The organism is Fulvimarina manganoxydans (assembly GCF_900176465.1).
Classification (GTDB): Bacteria; Pseudomonadota; Alphaproteobacteria; order Rhizobiales; family Rhizobiaceae; genus Fulvimarina; species Fulvimarina manganoxydans.
The window spans coordinates 22,643-38,245 of the sequence record NZ_FWXR01000010.1 but is presented as its reverse complement, the minus strand read 5'-3'; the positions used below and the strand labels follow the sequence as shown (position 1 = coordinate 38,245).

At 63.8% G+C, this 15,603-nt stretch carries 13 protein-coding genes; 6 read left to right on the top strand and 7 right to left on the bottom strand.

Going from position 1 to position 15,603, the window contains the following annotated elements; all coding sequences use genetic code 11:
* The first annotated feature begins 97 nt into the window (after positions 1 to 97).
* The 3 genes from B9A15_RS11985 to B9A15_RS11975 all read left to right on the top strand — a co-directional run bounded on the left by B9A15_RS11985 (position 98) and on the right by B9A15_RS11975 (position 2,528).
* On the top strand, positions 98 to 643 hold the full coding sequence (locus B9A15_RS11985; RefSeq protein ID WP_084410324.1) for an acyltransferase: 546 nt from the start codon (positions 98 to 100) through the stop codon (positions 641 to 643).
* Positions 644 to 741: 98 nt separating this feature from the next.
* Complete coding sequence (locus B9A15_RS11980) at positions 742 to 1,425, top strand: endonuclease III domain-containing protein (RefSeq protein WP_084410323.1); 684 nt, start codon at positions 742 to 744, stop codon at positions 1,423 to 1,425.
* A 143-nt stretch (positions 1,426 to 1,568) separates the two neighbouring features.
* On the top strand, positions 1,569 to 2,528 hold the full coding sequence (locus B9A15_RS11975) for a YihY/virulence factor BrkB family protein (protein WP_170923277.1): 960 nt from the start codon (positions 1,569 to 1,571) through the stop codon (positions 2,526 to 2,528).
* Between the two features lie 70 nt (positions 2,529 to 2,598).
* On the opposite strand, the gene B9A15_RS11970 is transcribed toward B9A15_RS11975, so the two are convergent.
* The 6 genes from B9A15_RS11970 to B9A15_RS11945 form a co-directional block, all read right to left on the bottom strand.
* Positions 2,599 to 3,147, bottom strand: coding sequence for a formaldehyde-activating enzyme (locus tag B9A15_RS11970; RefSeq protein ID WP_084410321.1), 549 nt, complete (start codon positions 3,145 to 3,147; stop codon positions 2,599 to 2,601).
* A 203-nt stretch (positions 3,148 to 3,350) separates the two neighbouring features.
* The gene (locus B9A15_RS11965) at positions 3,351 to 3,833 is read right to left on the bottom strand and encodes a GNAT family N-acetyltransferase (RefSeq protein ID WP_084410423.1); all 483 of its coding nucleotides are present in this window, start codon (positions 3,831 to 3,833) and stop codon (positions 3,351 to 3,353) included.
* A 25-nt stretch (positions 3,834 to 3,858) separates the two neighbouring features.
* Positions 3,859 to 4,479, bottom strand: coding sequence for a 2,3-bisphosphoglycerate-dependent phosphoglycerate mutase (locus B9A15_RS11960; RefSeq protein WP_084410422.1), 621 nt, complete (start codon positions 4,477 to 4,479; stop codon positions 3,859 to 3,861).
* A gap of 37 nt (positions 4,480 to 4,516) precedes the next feature.
* Positions 4,517 to 5,332, bottom strand: coding sequence for a 4-hydroxy-tetrahydrodipicolinate reductase (gene dapB / locus B9A15_RS11955; RefSeq protein WP_084410320.1), 816 nt, complete (start codon positions 5,330 to 5,332; stop codon positions 4,517 to 4,519).
* 46 nt (positions 5,333 to 5,378) lie between these two features.
* Complete coding sequence (locus tag B9A15_RS11950) at positions 5,379 to 7,214, bottom strand: ABC transporter ATP-binding protein (protein WP_084410319.1); 1,836 nt, start codon at positions 7,212 to 7,214, stop codon at positions 5,379 to 5,381.
* Positions 7,215 to 7,357: 143 nt separating this feature from the next.
* Positions 7,358 to 8,269, bottom strand: coding sequence for a LysR substrate-binding domain-containing protein (locus B9A15_RS11945; RefSeq protein WP_084410318.1), 912 nt, complete (start codon positions 8,267 to 8,269; stop codon positions 7,358 to 7,360).
* 119 nt (positions 8,270 to 8,388) lie between these two features.
* Between B9A15_RS11945 and B9A15_RS11940 the strand changes: the two genes are divergently transcribed.
* From B9A15_RS11940 to B9A15_RS11930, 3 genes are all read left to right on the top strand, one after another.
* Positions 8,389 to 8,658 (top strand): hypothetical protein, encoded by a 270-nt coding sequence (locus B9A15_RS11940; RefSeq protein WP_084410317.1) that lies wholly within the window; start codon positions 8,389 to 8,391, stop codon positions 8,656 to 8,658.
* 208 nt (positions 8,659 to 8,866) lie between these two features.
* A complete protein-coding gene (locus B9A15_RS11935) occupies positions 8,867 to 11,305 on the top strand; it encodes a putative bifunctional diguanylate cyclase/phosphodiesterase (protein WP_084410316.1) in 2,439 nt (812 codons plus the stop codon).
* A gap of 333 nt (positions 11,306 to 11,638) precedes the next feature.
* Complete coding sequence (locus B9A15_RS11930) at positions 11,639 to 13,531, top strand: KUP/HAK/KT family potassium transporter (RefSeq protein WP_084410315.1); 1,893 nt, start codon at positions 11,639 to 11,641, stop codon at positions 13,529 to 13,531.
* Positions 13,532 to 13,534: 3 nt separating this feature from the next.
* On the opposite strand, the gene glgX is transcribed toward B9A15_RS11930, so the two are convergent.
* Positions 13,535 to 15,601, bottom strand: coding sequence for a glycogen debranching protein GlgX (gene glgX / locus B9A15_RS11925; protein WP_084410314.1), 2,067 nt, complete (start codon positions 15,599 to 15,601; stop codon positions 13,535 to 13,537).
* Between the last annotated feature and the right edge of the window lie 2 nt (positions 15,602 to 15,603).

Sequence of the window (15,603 nt, the reverse complement as noted above, 5' to 3'; positions counted from 1 at the left end):
TTCGGCGTCTTATTCTAGGTGGAGCACACGCCTTGTTCCGACCGGCCTTTTCGGTCCATGAGGCGTCGAGACCGCGGATGGATACGGACGGACCTTGATGACACTCGCTCCCCAATGGCTGAAGGATCGATTGGCAGCCTTCGTCGATCGGCGTATCGCGGCAGCCTTGGAGCGGCGCGACGCTGAAAGACCAAGGCCGGGGCCTGCCGAAATCGCCGGTCGGATCGCAGCCGACCCGGATGCCTTGCGGGCGCTTCGCCAAGGCCTGATGCAGACGCCTGGCGTCTGGGGCGAGAGGGACCGCCTTCATGTGGGCGAGAATGTCCATCTCGTCGACGCCGTCTTGAACACCTCGTCCGGGACCATCACGATCGGCGATCACAGCTTTTTCGGCCATGGCGTCTCGCTGATCACAGGCACCCACTTCATCGAGAAGGATGGGATCGAGCGGCAGACCTACCCAACGGAAGGCCGAGACATCGTCATAGGCCACAGCGTCTGGATCGCCTCCAACGCCGTCGTACTGGGACCTTGCCGCATCGGCGACCGGGCCGTGATCGCGGCCGGCGCGATCGTTCGCTCCGATGTGGAGGCGGGCGCGATCGTCGCCGGCGTTCCGGCGCGCAAGGTCGGAAGCGTTTAACCGCACACGCGGCTGCCGCGTCGGATCGGCGCAAGGCTTCGAAACTGCCGAGCCCTTTCGCATATTCCTCGGCCTCAACGGATGAGAGGCGAGGTGGAATGGCGGCGTCACAAAGAGCGGGGGCCGATCGGCTGGACGAAGGCGAGGTCGAGATCGTCTTTCGGCGTCTATCCGAGGCCATGCCTGGCCGCACGCCGACCGCCAAGGGTCCCAAGGATCAGCCGGATCCGTTCCGTTCGGTGGTTTCCTGCCTCCTCTCGGCCCAGAGCCGCGACACCAACACGAAGAAGGCGGCCGATGCGCTCTTTGCCCTCGCCAAGACGCCGGATGCCATGCTGGCCCTGGAAGACGAGGCGATCGCCGCGGCGATCAAGCCCTGCGGCCTCTACAACACAAAGACGCGCTCCCTGAAGAAGCTCTGTGCCGCGCTGATCGAGACCCATGAGCGAACCGTGCCGGCGACGCGTGAGGGCCTGATGAGCCTGCCCGGCATCGGGCGCAAATGCGCCGACATCGTCATGAGCTTCACCTTCGGCGCGGATGTCATCGCGGTCGATACCCATGTTCACAGGGTGGCCAACCGGATCGGCTTGACGAACGCCAAGACGGCCGACGAGACCGCGAAACAATTGGAAGAGCGGGCGCCAGGCTGGGCGCTTCACGACGGTCATTTCTGGCTGATCCAGTTCGGCAAGCGCATTTGCGTTTCGCGCCGTCCGAAATGTGAGGCCTGCCCGGTCAGCGATCTCTGCCTCTATTATCGAACGATGAGCGTCGATTGATCCTTAGTTGGTTCTTTTGCGATGGAACTTCCGTTCCGCCAAACGAATTGCGGTCTCGACTGGACGAAAAAGCGGCATGGACGAGGCACATCGTCTCAAGACCGGCCGATACGGCGATGCGAGATCAGGACGGGACCTTCAGGATGAGCGCAATCGATGCAGGCCGCGCGGCCGAGACACCGACACAGATGCCCAAGGCCGGCTGGAAAGCCGCCATCATGCGCGTCAAGGACAAATTCGAGGACCATCAGGTGACGCTCATTGCCGGTGGCCTGACCTTCTTCCTGCTGCTTTCCCTCTTTCCGGGTATCGGCGCGTTGGTCGCGATCTATGGCCTCGTTGCCGATCCGGCCACGATCCAGAGCCATCTCGCCCAGCTCGAAGGCGTCATCCCCTCGGGCGCCCTCGGCGTCATCCAAAGCCAGCTCGAACGGCTGACGGGCCAGCAAAGCAGTTCGCTCTCGCTCGCCTTCGCCGTCTCGCTCATCCTGTCGCTCTGGAGCGCGAACAAGGGCGTGAAGGCGCTCTTCAAGGCCATGAACATCGCCTATGAGGAAGAGGACGAGCGCGGCTTCATCAAGCAGAACGCTGTGACGCTCGGCTTCACCCTGGCGACGATCCTTCTTGTCATTCTGGCGCTCGGCACGGTCGTGCTTCTGCCGGCGGCGCTATCGATCCTGCCGATTCCGGCCAATCTCAAATGGATCGTCGGTTTGGCCTCGCCCGTGGTGCTTGCGCTCGTCGCCATGGCTTGGCTCGCCGGATTGTTCCGGTTCGGCCCCGATCGGCGGCCAGCGAAATTCCGCTGGTTGACGCCTGGCGCGATCCTCGTCCTCGTCGGCTGGCTGGTCGCCTCGCTCGCCTTCAGCCTCTATGCCAGCCAGGTGAAGGATTTCAGTGCCACTTACGGCTCCTTCGCCTCGATCATCGTCTTTCTGATGTGGGTCTGGATCATGATGATCGTGCTTGTCACTGGCGGCGAGCTCAATGCGCAGCTCGAGCATCAGACGGGCAAGGACACGACGGTCGGCAAGCCTCGTGAGCCGGGCGAGCGACGCGCGACGCTTGCCGATCAGATCGCGGCGCTGAAGGCGCACCGCTGACCGAGGCCGATGTGATGGCGATGGCGCCGGGCTCCGTGCCGGCGCCATCACGGTTTTGCAGAAAAGGCCCTCAGAGCTTTCCGTCGAGGCCCATCTGGTAATATTTGTGGACGATCGAATCCTGGTTCTCCAGGAGCCAATCGATCGAAGGCTCGTTCGCCATCGCCTTGCGGATCGCCGAGGTCATGCCCTTGCGATGGATGTCGAAGAGAACCTTGTGGTCGAGATCCTTGACGTCGACGATGGTCGGGGCGAGCCAGACCGAGCAGATGATGCCGAGATCGTTGACCCGGTCCTTGGGCAGAAGTCCCTCACGCACCGCGTCGAGCACGCCATTGGCGATGGCGAACTGGACCGTGCCCATCAGAATGTTGGTATACTTCGGATCGTCGACGGTCACCTTGGAGACGCAGAGCGTCACCGGACGGACCATGATGTCGGTGTTGAGCAAGGCGAAGACGCGGCTATGGCCCTTCACCTGATCGCCAGTGAGGGTGGCGAGCGCCGTCCCGACCGGCCCGTCGAGCTCGCCGATGACGACTTCGGGTTCGGCCGCAGTGCCCGGAGGGCCTCCGGCGACGAGAGCTTCGCCGCTGCGGAAGACGATGCGATCGGTCATGCTTATCCTCGCAAGTATCGAATCTTCGGGTGCCCAGGGTCCGGCTAGCAGAGGCCGGGGTCGCTCGGCAATCGAAGAAGTTGCGTGCAAGCCGCACGCCATACGGTGTTCGACCGATTCAGTCGGGCTCCGTATCAAAGCCCGCGTGGCGTTTGAGCGGCTTTGAAAAGCCGTATCGCGAAGCGATTGGTCGGATTTCCATGTCAGAGCATGCGATACATCACCAGGGCGTCCACCTCGCCGGCGACCGGGTGGCGGAAGGCTCTCGGCAGCCGGCCCACTTCGGCAAAACCCAGCGAGCGCCAGAGCCGCACGGCCCGCTCGTTCGTTGAGACCACGAAATTGAACTGCATGGCGGCAAAGCCCCGTTCGCGCGCGGCCTGAAAGGAATGCTCCGCCATGGTCCGCGCGATGCCGCGCCCGCTCGCAGCCGGGTCGGTGACATAGCCGCAATTGGCCACGTGACTGCCGCCGCCGGCCTGATTTTTCCGCAGATAATAGGTCCCGAGAATATGGCCGTTCTCTGCGGCGACGAAGGTCTCGCGATCCGCGCCAAGCCAATAGGACAGGATCGCGTCCTCGGACAGGTCGCGGTCCAGCGCATAGGTTTCGCCCGCCCGGATGACAGGGACGAGGATCGAGGCGAGCGCCTCGCGGTCCTCGTCCCGCGCCGGGCGAATGGTCAGCGCCGTCACGATCACGGCTGCTTTCTCAAGCTGAGAGGACGGTCTTCTCGGCGACCGTCGAATCGGCGTTGAGCCGATAGACGATCGGAACGCCCGTCGCGATCTCTTCGCCGACGATCTCCTCGCCGCTCATGCCTTCGAGGGCCATGACGAGGGCACGCAGCGAGTTGCCATGGGCGGCGACGAGGATGGTCTCGCCGCGAAGGACGCGCGGCTGGATCGTATGGATGTAGTATGGCCAGACCCGCGCGCCGGTGTCTTTGAGGCTCTCGCCTCCCGGAGGCGGCGTGTCATAAGAGCGGCGCCAGATATGGACTTGTTCCTCGCCCCATTTCTCGCGCGCATCGTCCTTGTTGAGGCCGGATAGGTCGCCATAGTCGCGCTCGTTCAGCGCGATGTTGCGGATCGTCTCAAGGCCGCTCTGGCCGAGCTCCCCGAGAGCGAGCGTCAACGTGCGCTGGGCGCGGGACAGCTCCGAGGTGAAGGCGAGGTCGAAACGATAGCCGGCGGCCTTCAGCCTCTGGCCGGCGCCCTTGGCCTCCTCGACACCCTTCTCGGTCAGATCCGGGTCTTTCCACCCGGTGAAGAGGTTCTTGAGGTTCCAGTCGCTCTGGCCGTGACGAAGGAGAACGAGGGTGCCCGACATGATCTGAATGGTCCTTTTTGTGTAAGGCGGAATGGCGTCAGCGATCGAGGCCGAGGACATCGCGCATCGAATAAAGGCCTGGAGCGCGCAAAGCGGCCCAGAGTGCGGCGCGCAGGGCGCCGCGCGCGAAGATGGCACGGTCCCCGGCCTGATGGGAGAGTTCGATCCGCTCGCCTTCTCCGGCCAGGATCACCGAATGCTCGCCGACGACCGAGCCGCCGCGCAAGGTGGCAAAGCCGATGGTCCCTTCTTCGCGCGGACCGGTCTGCCCGTCGCGCACGCGCACGCTGTGGTCGGTCAGATCGATGCCGCGCCCCTTGGCGGCCGCCTCGCCGAGTAGGAGCGCGGTGCCGGACGGCGCGTCGACCTTGTGCTTGTGATGCATTTCGAGGATTTCGATGTCGAAGAGATCGGGCCCGAGCGCCCTTGCCGCCTGTTCGACGAGGCCGGCGAGAAGATTGACGCCAAGGCTCATATTGCCGGATTTGACGATTGCGGCCTTTTCCGCAGCCTTGGCGATGCGGGCCTCGTCATCGGCTGCAAAGCCCGTCGTGCCGATCACATGGGCGGTTCCCCTCTCTGCCGCGATTTCGGCGAGATCGGCGCTGGCACCGGGGGCGGTGAAGTCGATGACGACCTCGGCCTCGCTCAGGGCCGCTTTCCGGTCGGCGGTGACGACGATGCCATTTGCGCCGAGGCCGGCAAGCTCTCCGGCGTCGCTGCCCACATGGTCGGAGCCTTCGGGCTCGATCGCGGCGATAAGCACCGCGCCCGGCGTCTCGGCAATGATCCGGATGATCGTGCGGCCCATGCGGCCGGCGGCTCCTGCGACGGCGATCCTGGTCTCGGCCATGCGTTGTCTCTTTCTGCTCCCGCTACCCGCCTGAAGACCGCAAGCCTTAGGCGAGTGCCACGATGTCGTCGCCCTGGGTGCGCGTCTGCAGAGCGTAGAAGCGGGCATAGAGGCCGCCGGGCTTGTCGACAAGCTCGGCATGGGTGCCGCCTTCGACGATGCGCCCGCCATCGACGACGAGGATCTGGTCGGCATTGACGATGGTCGAGAGGCGATGGGCCACGACGATCGTCGTTCGATCCTTCATCGCGAGTTCCAAGGCTTCCTGCACCAAGGTCTCCGAGCGCGTATCGAGCGCGCTCGTCGCCTCGTCGAGAAGCAGGATCGGCGCGTTGCGTACCAGAGCGCGGGCGATCGACAGCCGCTGACGCTGACCGCCCGACAAGGTGACGCCGTTCTCGCCGAGCGGCGTGTCGTAGCCCTGGGGCTGATTGACGATGAACTCCTCGGCCTGAGCCTGGCGCGCCGCTTCCTCGATCTCGGCATCGGTCGCATCCGGCCGGCCGAGGCGGATATTGTCGCGGATCGTGCCTTCGAAGAGGTAGGGTGCCTGGGGAACATAGGCGATCTTGGAGCGCAAGGAGCGTTTCGTCACCTGGCGGATGTCCTGACCATCGATCAGGATCGCCCCGCTCTCCACATCGTAGAAGCGCTGGACGAGGGAGACGATGGTCGACTTGCCGCCGCCGGACGCGCCGATCAAAGCGGTGGTCTTGCCGGCGGGGGCGATAAAGGAAATCTCCCGAAGAACCTGCTCGCCAGCATGATAGCCGAAGTTCACGTCCCGAAAGGCGATCTCGCCCTTGTCGATGGCGAGGGACGGCGCATTGGACGGATCGGGCTGGCGGGGTTCCAGATCGAGAATCTCGTAGATCATCGCCGCATTGACCATCGCCCGTTCGAGCTGGACCTGCAGGCGCGCAAGGCGCCGCGCGGGATCATAGGCGAGCAGGAGGGCAGTGATGAAGGCGAACATGGCGCCCGGCGAATAGCCATAGACGATCGCCCGGTAACCCGAATAGGCGATGACGCCGGCAATCGCGAGGCCGGCGACCATCTCGGTGACCGGCGTCGTGCGCTCGGTGATCGAGGCGATGCGGTTGGAGCGTGTCTCCGCCGTCTGGATCAGCGTCTCGATCCGCTCGCGCAGGGGCGCTTCCATGGTGAAGGCCTTCACCACGGTTATGCCTTGCGCCGCCTCCTGCATGGAGGCGAGCACACGGGCATTGACGTCGATCATCTCGCGGGTCGCCACGCGCAGCTTGCGGGCGAGCTTGCCGATCATGATCGCGATGGGCGGGCCCGCCAGAAGCGCGATCGACGACAGAAGCGGGTCCTGCCAGATCATCACCCCGACCAGGAAGATCAGGCTGAGCAGGTCGCGCGCCAGCGAGGTGACGGTCAGATTGAGCGTGTCGCGGATGCCGGAGACGTTCTGATTGATGCGCGCGGCCAGATGCGCCGACCGGTTCTCGGAAAAGAAGTCGACGGAGAGTTCGGTCAGATGGGTGAAGAGGCGGCGCTGGTAGCGGGCGACGATATTGTTGCCGATTCGCGCCAGAAGCACGCCCTGGCCGTAGCTCGCCGCGCCGCGAATGGCGAAGGCGAGAAAGATGACGATCGGCAGCGAGACGATGGCGGCGCGATTGCCCTGAACGAAGATTTCGTCGATCACGTCGCGCATGATCCAGGCCATAAAGGCAGTCGTGCCGGCGACGAGGACGAGACAGACGACGGCCACCGCATATTCGCGGACGAAGAGGCGGCCGTTCTCCTGAAGGATGCGCCTCAAGAGCCCGAGCATGACGCCGCGGGATTCCGGGCGTTTGAGGGAGAGCTTCGGCTTCGCCGCCAGAAGGCGTTTGGGATCATTGTCGGCCATGTCGGGCCGCAGCTATAAAGATCGCCGGGCCGTCTGCCTATCGCAAACAGGCCGCGTGGCGACGTGATCCAAAGCCTTTTGGGCAATTGGCGAAGCGACCGCGTGATTCATGCATCGGTCGCCATGCCCAACGGGCAGGCTCATCAAGCGAAAATCCGCATTCCCCGCTGGGAGATCGCACGGAAACTTGCAACCACATGCTCGCCGAGAGCCTTGGTGGCCGGGCTCGCTCCGTCCCGCAGAGCCAGCGTCATCTGATAGTCTGGAAGCTCGGGAAGGCCATGGTCCGGCCCGAGCCGGACGAGCTTGTCCGAGACGACGGAGGCCGGAAGCGGGGCGATGGCGAGATCGGCCGAGACCGCCGCGATCTGCCCTTGGCAGAATTCGCTCGTATAGGCGATGCGATAGGCGAGTTCGGCCCCCTCCAAGGCTTCGATCGCGTCGGCTCGCCAATAACAGCCGGGTTCAGCGAGCGCGACCGGCAGGGGGCGCTTCTCCACCGCCGAGCCATGACGCGCCCCCACCCAGACGAGGGGCTCTCTATGGATGATGTCGGCGGGCGTCTCGCCATTGTCTTCCTTGGGGTCGTAGCTGAAGATGGCGAGATCGAGCTCGCCCCGGCGCACTCTTTCGCGCAGGACGCTGGTCGTCGTCAGATAAACGTCGACATCCACATGAGCATGGCTGTCGGCGAAGCGGCGCAGAATATCCGGCATCGCTACGATACCGTTGTCATTCGGAATTCCGAGCCGGACGCTGCCTGCGAGATCGGGAACGAGGAAATGGGCCATCGCCTCGTCATTGAGGCGCAGCAGCCGGCGCGCATAGCCGAGCAGCAATTCGCCATCGCGCGTGATGGTGATCTTGCGGGTCTCGCGCTCGAAGAGCTCTCGCCCGAGCATCTCCTCGAGCTTTTTTACCTGAAGACTGATCGCCGAGGCGCTGCGATGAACGCGCTCGGCGGCGCGCGAGAAATTTCCGGTCTCGCAGATGGCGACGAAGGTGCGGGCGAGATCCAGGTCGAGCAGCGGGCGGATCGGGGCGATGGCGGACATGGATATCCCTTTGAAGAGGCATGTATGAGAAATTCTCAAAGACAATATTAGAACATCTCGTTTGTCTCATCAATTCGAAATTCTCATGATGGTGTCATCATCAATGAGAGGAACTCGATATGTTCGGACTGCTCACCAAGCCGCGCTATGGCGACGAGAGCCTCGCTCACTCCTCTGCCCTCGTTTCTTATCTGAGAAGCTGGAGTACCGAGCGTCGCCGTCAGCGCCTGCAGCGCGACGCCTTCAACTCGCTCTTGAAGCTCGATGACGATATACTTTGGGACGTGGTCGGTGTCAGGCGTGAAGACGTCGTCAGGCTCGCCAATCTGCCGATCGGTGTCGATGCGATGGCCGCGCTCAAGGAGATCACGGCGGAACGCCGAGCCTGACCGGAAGGACGGCGGGCGGGCGCAACCGAGCCTTGCGCCCGCCCAAACTGGCGCTGAGCTTGCCCGGCATGCGCCGAACGCCTCCCATGCGCTTGCCTGCCTAACGCTGTGGTAACTTTGCGGCTTTATAGGTGGAATGTGGATCGCATTTTGATCCCACGAACGAGCGAGCTGGCTGCGAGACAAGCACGGGAAGCGCGAAGCGGAAATGTCGATTACCTTAAGGCTCATCATCGGCGGGATCGTCTTTGCCGTCATCGCTGGAGCTTTCGGCACGTTCTCGCTCTACAACCAGTCCCATGCGCTCAGCCTTGCCATGGGGATCCATGACGATGCGGTCGTGCCGCTCGATCGGCTGACGGTTGCGCAATCGAGGGTCGAACGCCTTCGCGATCGTCTCGAAATGTCCTTCGCCTCGCGCGAGAGCGGACAACGCCCGGTGCTGTCCGACCAGGAGAAGACGCTTTTCACGCAAGGCATCCAGGACATCAAGTCCGAGCTGGTGGACGTGTTCGACAGCGATCTTTCCGAAAAGGCGATCTTCGTGATCAGTGGGTTGCGCTATCCGCTGAGCCGCCTCTCGGCAAGCGAAGGCAATCTGTCCCAGCATGCGGTGCTGACGCAGCTCGGCGAATTGTCGGGTTCCTTGTCGGAAGCCAGCCAGATCGTGCGCAACGACCTCCAGACCTATCGCAACAGCGCCGACACCCAGATCAAGGGAAGCATGTGGCTGAGCCTGATCGGGCTCGGATCGATCATTCTGGCGCTTCTTGCCTTTGCCTATTTCATGGCAAGGGCAGTCGCCGGCCCGTTGAGATATGTGACCAGCGTTGCACGCACCGTCGCCACGCCGCAGCATTGCGACCCCATCGTGCCGCGGGGGCCCAAGGAAATCGCCACGATGCTGATGGCGATCGCCCAAATGCAGTCGCGTTGCGCATCGCTCGCAGAGACCATGTCTCACCGCACCACGGCCCTGTCCGGCCAGCTCGCTGAACAGCAGGATCAGCTGAGCGCGGCCCTGAACAACATGACCCAGGCGCTCTGCATGCTGGACGGGGACAAGAAGCTTCTCGTCTGCAACGAGGTGTTCAAATACTATTTTGGCGAGCATGCGCTCGGGACCTCGGCGCGGGTATTTCTGCGCGATCCGCGCTTGACGAGCCCATTGCCACGTAACGAGACCTCGGTCATTTTGATGGAGACCGAGCGCGGGGAGATCATGGAGGTCAAGCGCCGGGGTATGACCGGGCGCGGCCTCCTCATCACTTTCGAGGATATCACCGAACGCCAGAAGATCGCCGAAAAGCTCGAACATGTCGCCGGCCATGACGGGCTCACCGATCTGCCCAATCGCCATAGTTTCGCGGCGGATGTGGACGAGCTCCTCGCCCGGCGGCGGGACGATTTCGTTCTCCTCGTTCTCGATATCCGCAATTTCAAGTCGATCAACGACACGTTCGGACATCCGATCGGCGACGCGCTTCTGGTCCAGAGCGGCGAGCGGCTGATGCGTGAGGTCGGCCCGAAAGCGACGGTCGCGCGGCTCGGCGGCGACGAGTTCGGTGTCGTCGCGCCAGGCATCCGCCTGCCCGAAGTCGCGGAGGAATTCGCCCAGAGCATTGTCGCGGCCTTCGCCGAACCTTTCGACATCGAGGGGCGGCGGATCAATGCCGGGCTCAGCGTTGGCCTCATCCATGTGCGTCCGAGCGAGATCGAAGCCGGGACCAATGCGGACATTCTGCTGCAGAATTGCGACCTCGCACTCTACCAGGCCAAGGAGGCGCCGCGCTCGGGATTCCGCATGTTCCAGCCCGCCATGCGCGAGCGCCTGCGCGATCGGCGTGAGATGGAGCTGGACCTGAAGGTGGCGCTCGAAAACGATCAGCTCGAGCTCTTCTATCAGCCCTTCGTCGATGCCGGCCGCAACACCGTATCGGGATTCGAGGCGCTTCTGCGCTGGCGTCACCCGGTCAAAGGTATGATTTCGCCCGCTGTCTTCGTGCCGCTGGCCGAAGAAACCGGCCTCATCGAGCAGATCGGCACATGGTGTCTTCAGACCGCCTGCCGTCAGGCCGCCGAATGGCCGAGCGGCATGACGATCTCGGTCAACCTGTCGCCGGTTCAGTTCCGTAGCCCGACACTTCTGTCCGATATCGACAGCGCGCTCGCTCAGTCCGGCATCGAGCCGAAGCGTCTGCAGATCGAAGTGACCGAATCGCTCTTCCTCGACGAAAGCGACAACATCCTCGCCATCCTCCAGGCCTTCCGCAAACGTGGCTTGACCATCTCCATGGACGATTTCGGAACAGGCTATTCCTCGCTTGGCTATCTGTCGCGTTTCCCCTTCGACAAGATCAAGATCGATCAGTCCTTCGTGCGCGATCTCAGCCGCCCCGAGAACATCGCCATCGTGCGGTCGGTCATCAGCCTCTCGCGGGCTTTGAAGATGAATGTCATGGCCGAGGGCATCGAGACGCACGAGCAGATGCAGATCCTCTATGACGAGGGCTGCCGCGAGATGCAGGGCTATTTCTTCTCCAAGCCACGCCCGGGCGCGGAACTCGCCCAAATGACGGCGGAGATCGGCCAGCGCTGGAGCACTGATCTGAAACTGACCCGGAGCGCTCAGCGCGAGGCGGCCTGATACGGTGTCCGACCGACTCAGTCGGACTACATGCGAAAACCCGCGCGGCGCGTGAGCGGCTTAAAAATCCGTATCGCGAAGCGATCAGTCGGATTTCGTATGCCGCGTGTCCCAAAGCGCGATGTGAAAGGGCTATTGAGCCTCATCCGGCGATCGGGCTGCAGCCGCATCCATCACCCTTTGGGCATGGAAGAGATTCACCTTTGCTGACCCGAAACGTATCGGTCGCGTCGAGTATCCAACTTGCGAAACGGATTTCGTATAAGACGGGCGCAATCCCGCTTGGCGATTCGATCGCCGACGTGGGTGTAGCGCCTGCCGCCCGGAACGCCCATGTCTTCTGCCGCCAAAACGCCGTCCCCTTCGCTCTCGGTTCGCCCCGCCCTCGTCATCGCCGCCCTCGGCGTCGTGTTCGGCGATATCGGTACGAGCCCTCTCTATGCCTTCCGGGTCGCGCTCGGGGCCGCGGGCGGCAGCGATGCTGCGAGCGTTTTCGGGGTGCTCTCCCTCGTCTTCTGGTCTCTCATCCTCGTCGTCAGCGTCAAATATGTCGCTTTGATCCTCAGGGTCGACAATGGCGGCGAGGGTGGCATTCTGGCGCTTGCCGCGCTCTTGGAGCTCCACCGGCGCAGTGGCACGCGATCGAAGAGGCTGCTCGCTTTTGTCGCCATGGCCGGCGCCGCTCTTCTCTTCGGCGATGCGGTGATCACGCCGGCCATCTCGGTGCTGAGCGCGGTCGAAGGCGTCGCCGACATCGATCCGGAGCTCAAAGGCGCGACCGTGCCGATCGCGACGGTGATCCTGGCTACCCTGTTCGTCGCCCAGCGCTTTGGCGTTGGCCGCATCGGCGCCGTCTTCGGCCCGGTGATGCTGGCCTGGTTCGCGCTTCTCGCCTTGGCTGGCCTTCCCGCAATCCTCGATCATCCGGGCGTTCTCGCAGCACTTTTACCCCATCACGGGCTGACGCTCATGTTCGAGCGGCCCTTCGTTGCCAGCGCCGTTCTCGGCGCGGTGTTTCTGGCGGTCACAGGCGGCGAGGCCCTCTATGCCGATCTCGGCCAGTTCGGGCGCCGAGCGATCGCCCGCGCCTGGCTTCTCGTCGCTCTTCCGGCCCTGCTCATCAACTACTTCGGTCAAGGCGCGCTGATCCTTGCCTCCGGCGGTTCTCTCGACGGTTCGTTCTATGCGCTTTTTCCCGGCTGGCTTCTGCCCGTCGTCGTCGCCCTTGCGACCGCCGCCACGGTCATCGCCTCCCAGGCGGTGCTGACGGGGCTTGCGAGCCTCGGCAGTCAGGCGGTGCGCCTCGGCCTTCTTCCGCCCACCCGGATTCTCCATCAATCGCCGGACAATCCGCACGAGCTTTATCTACCGGCTGTCAATCTGATGGTCGGCATCGCCACCATCGCCGTCGTCTGGCTCTATGGCTCGTCCGATGCGCTGGCCGATGCCTATGGAATCGCGGTCGCCGGGGCGATGGTCACCACCACGATCCTCTATGTCACCTACCGTTTGAAGCATGCCAGGCGCGCGCGAAGCCGGGTTCTGCGCCTCTACGCGCTCGCTACGGGCCTGCTCCTGCTCGATGCCGTCTTCGTCCTCGCCAATGCCGACAAGATCTTGAGCGGCGGCGCCTTGCCGATCGGCCTCTCCGCTCTGGTCATGCTGATCGCCATTGCCTGGCGCACAGGGCAGGAACGCATGTCGGAGCTTCAATCGAGCGGGACGGCGAACAGCACTGAGCTTCTGCGCCGCCTTGGGGCCAAGAGCCCGACCTGCGAGCGGCCGGCGGTCTTCCTGATGCGGCCCGGCTCCTATGCGCCGCGCGCCTGCGCCCAGCTTCTGGATCTCGCCGGCCTGAAATTCCGAACTTCGCTGCTCGTTACCGTCTGGACGGCCTCGACGCCGAGGGTCAAACCCGAGACTCGCCTCTCGATCACGCAGATGTCCGAAGGCATTTCGCGCATCGATCTCAGGGTCGGCTATATGCAGACCGTCAATTTGCCGGCGCTTCTCGGCGAGACCTTCGCAAAGCTCGGCATCGATGCCGACGACGTCACCTATATCGTCAATCTGGAACGGCCGATCGCGCCGCGCATCTCAGCGAGCCCACGCGGTCTCCTCCTCGCCCTCTATACCATCCTGGCGCGGCTCGCATGGCGCGGCGCCGACAAATTCTCCCTTCCGCCGACAAGGGTGCTCGAAGTCGGGATGCCGCGACGGCTTTGAGCGTCAGAGCCGTTCCTCGACGAGGATGAAGACCGAGCGGGCCTTGACGACGAGCCCGCTCGCGGCCTCCAGCGCGCGTGGCTCGAGGTTTGGACAGTCCGATTGAATGACGAGCCGAAATCCGTGGCCGGGACGCGGGGCAGGGAGCGCGACCGTCGCATCCTCTCGCCCGGCATTGAGATAGACGATCGCCCGCGCGCCATCTTTTGACGCAGGAGCCGCATGGTCGTCTTTCAGCGCGAAAAGGCTCAGCCCCAGTAGGCGCCGCTTCGGATCGGCCCACTCACTCACATCCATGGCGCGGCCGGCTTCGTTCAACCATTCGACGTCTTTGAGGCCCTTGCCGTTGAGCGTATCGCCCCGCAAGAAGGCGTCGGCGCAAAGCGCTGGATGGCTACGCCTCAAATCTGAGAGCTTGGCGACGAAGTCGATCAACGCTTTCTCGGCCTTCGCCCAGTCGAGCCAGGTCGTCTCGTTCTCCTGGCAATAGGCGTTGTTGTTGCCCTCTTGGCTGCGGCCGAACTCGTCGCCGGCGACCAGCATCGGCGTGCCGCGCGCCACGAAGAGCGTTGCCAGAAGCGCGCGGATGTCGCGCCCGCGCGCCTCGATCACGCCCTTGTCGTCGGTGTCGCCTTCGACGCCGTTGTTCCAGGAGAAATTCTCGTTATGGCCGTCGCGATTGTCCTCGCCATTCGCTTCATTGTGCTTGTCGGCATAGATCGTCAGATCGGCCAGGGTGAACCCGTCATGGGCGGCGACGAAATTGACGCTCGCCGAGGGTCTGCGTCCATTCTTGTCGAACATGTCGGCCGAGCCGGCGAGACGGGTCGCGAGGGCGGGCACGGCGCCATCCTCGCCCTTCCAGAAGCGCCGCACATCATCGCGAAAGCGGTCCTGCCATTCGAACCAAGGTTTTGGGAACTGCCCGACCTGATAGCCGCCAGGGCCGATATCCCAGCTTTCGGCCACATGAATGCGGGAGGCCAGCACCGGGTCGTTGGCTACGGCCTGGAGGAAAGGGGCATCCGGCTTGAAACCGCCCGGCAATCGTCCGAGAACCGGCGCCAGGTCGTAGCGAAACCCGTCGATGCCGGCCGCTTCGACCCAGGTCTTGAGCGTATCGATGAACAGGCGGACGACCGGCTCGCGCCAAGCCGCGAAGGTGTTGCCGCAACCGGTGTCGTTGACGAGACGGTCGGGCTCGTCATGGGAATGGGCATAATAGGTCTGGTTGTCGAGGCCGCGATAACACAGCGTCGGTCCCGCCTCGTCGCCCTCGCCGGAGTGGTTGAGGACGACATCAAGCAAAACGCGGATGCCGCGCTCGTGAAGCGCGTCGACGACGCGGCGCAATTCGGCAAAGCCGCCCGGCACCAGGCGCGGATCGGGCGCCATATGGGTGATCGGATTGTAGCCCCAGGCATTGGTGAGGTGCAGGCGGGCGAGATGGGCTTCGTCGATGGCCGCCGCGATCGGCATCAGTTCGACCGTCTCGACGCCGATCCTGGCGAGGTGATCGAGGATCGCAGGATGGGAGAGCGCCGACACCGTGCCCCGAATCGTCTCCGGCACGTCCGGATGGCGCTGGGACAGGCCGCGAACGAGAACCTCGTAAGTGAGGCCCGGCCCCGAGAAGGGGAGGGGGGCGGCCTCGCGCGAAAGATCGGTGACGAGCGCGCGCGGCATGAGCGGGCCGGTATCGAGGCGCCGCTCCGGCGGCGCCATCAAGGCCGGATGGAAGAGAAAGGGCCGATCGAGCCGCACCGCATAAGGATCGACGAGAAGCTTCGAGGGGTCGAAACGGTGTCCGGCCTTGCGGTCGTAGGACCCATGGGCCCGCAGCCCATAGCGCACACCCGCGCGAAGGCCGGGCACAAAGCCGAAATGAATGTCGCCCGCGCGGCCGGGCAGGGCCAGCCGATCCGTTTCGAGCGTGCCGGCCGCATCGAAGAGGCAGAGCTCGATCGTCTCGGCATGGGCGGAAAAGACGGCGAAATGAACCCCGTCTTCGTCAAGTGTCGCGCCGAGGCGCTCGGGGCAACCGCGTTCGGATGTGATTCGAGCCGTCATGA

Bases quoted from the DNA above. Each gene is read 5' to 3' on its own strand.
- B9A15_RS11935 (WP_084410316.1), top strand. From the start codon at position 8,867: ATGTCGATTACCTTAAGGCTCATCATCGGCGGGATCGTCTTTGCCGTC.
- glgX (WP_084410314.1), bottom strand. From the start codon at position 15,601: ATGACGGCTCGAATCACATCCGAACGCGGTTGCCCCGAGCGCCTCGGC.
- B9A15_RS11940 (WP_084410317.1), top strand. From the start codon at position 8,389: ATGTTCGGACTGCTCACCAAGCCGCGCTATGGCGACGAGAGCCTCGCT.
- B9A15_RS11970 (WP_084410321.1), bottom strand. From the start codon at position 3,147: ATGACCGATCGCATCGTCTTCCGCAGCGGCGAAGCTCTCGTCGCCGGA.
- B9A15_RS11950 (WP_084410319.1), bottom strand. From the start codon at position 7,214: ATGGCCGACAATGATCCCAAACGCCTTCTGGCGGCGAAGCCGAAGCTC.
- B9A15_RS11975 (WP_170923277.1), top strand. From the start codon at position 1,569: ATGAGCGCAATCGATGCAGGCCGCGCGGCCGAGACACCGACACAGATG.
- dapB (WP_084410320.1), bottom strand. From the start codon at position 5,332: ATGGCCGAGACCAGGATCGCCGTCGCAGGAGCCGCCGGCCGCATGGGC.
- B9A15_RS11960 (WP_084410422.1), bottom strand. From the start codon at position 4,479: ATGTCGGGCACCCTCGTTCTCCTTCGTCACGGCCAGAGCGACTGGAAC.
- B9A15_RS11985 (WP_084410324.1), top strand. From the start codon at position 98: ATGACACTCGCTCCCCAATGGCTGAAGGATCGATTGGCAGCCTTCGTC.
- B9A15_RS11945 (WP_084410318.1), bottom strand. From the start codon at position 8,269: ATGTCCGCCATCGCCCCGATCCGCCCGCTGCTCGACCTGGATCTCGCC.
- B9A15_RS11980 (WP_084410323.1), top strand. From the start codon at position 742: ATGGCGGCGTCACAAAGAGCGGGGGCCGATCGGCTGGACGAAGGCGAG.
- B9A15_RS11930 (WP_084410315.1), top strand. From the start codon at position 11,639: ATGTCTTCTGCCGCCAAAACGCCGTCCCCTTCGCTCTCGGTTCGCCCC.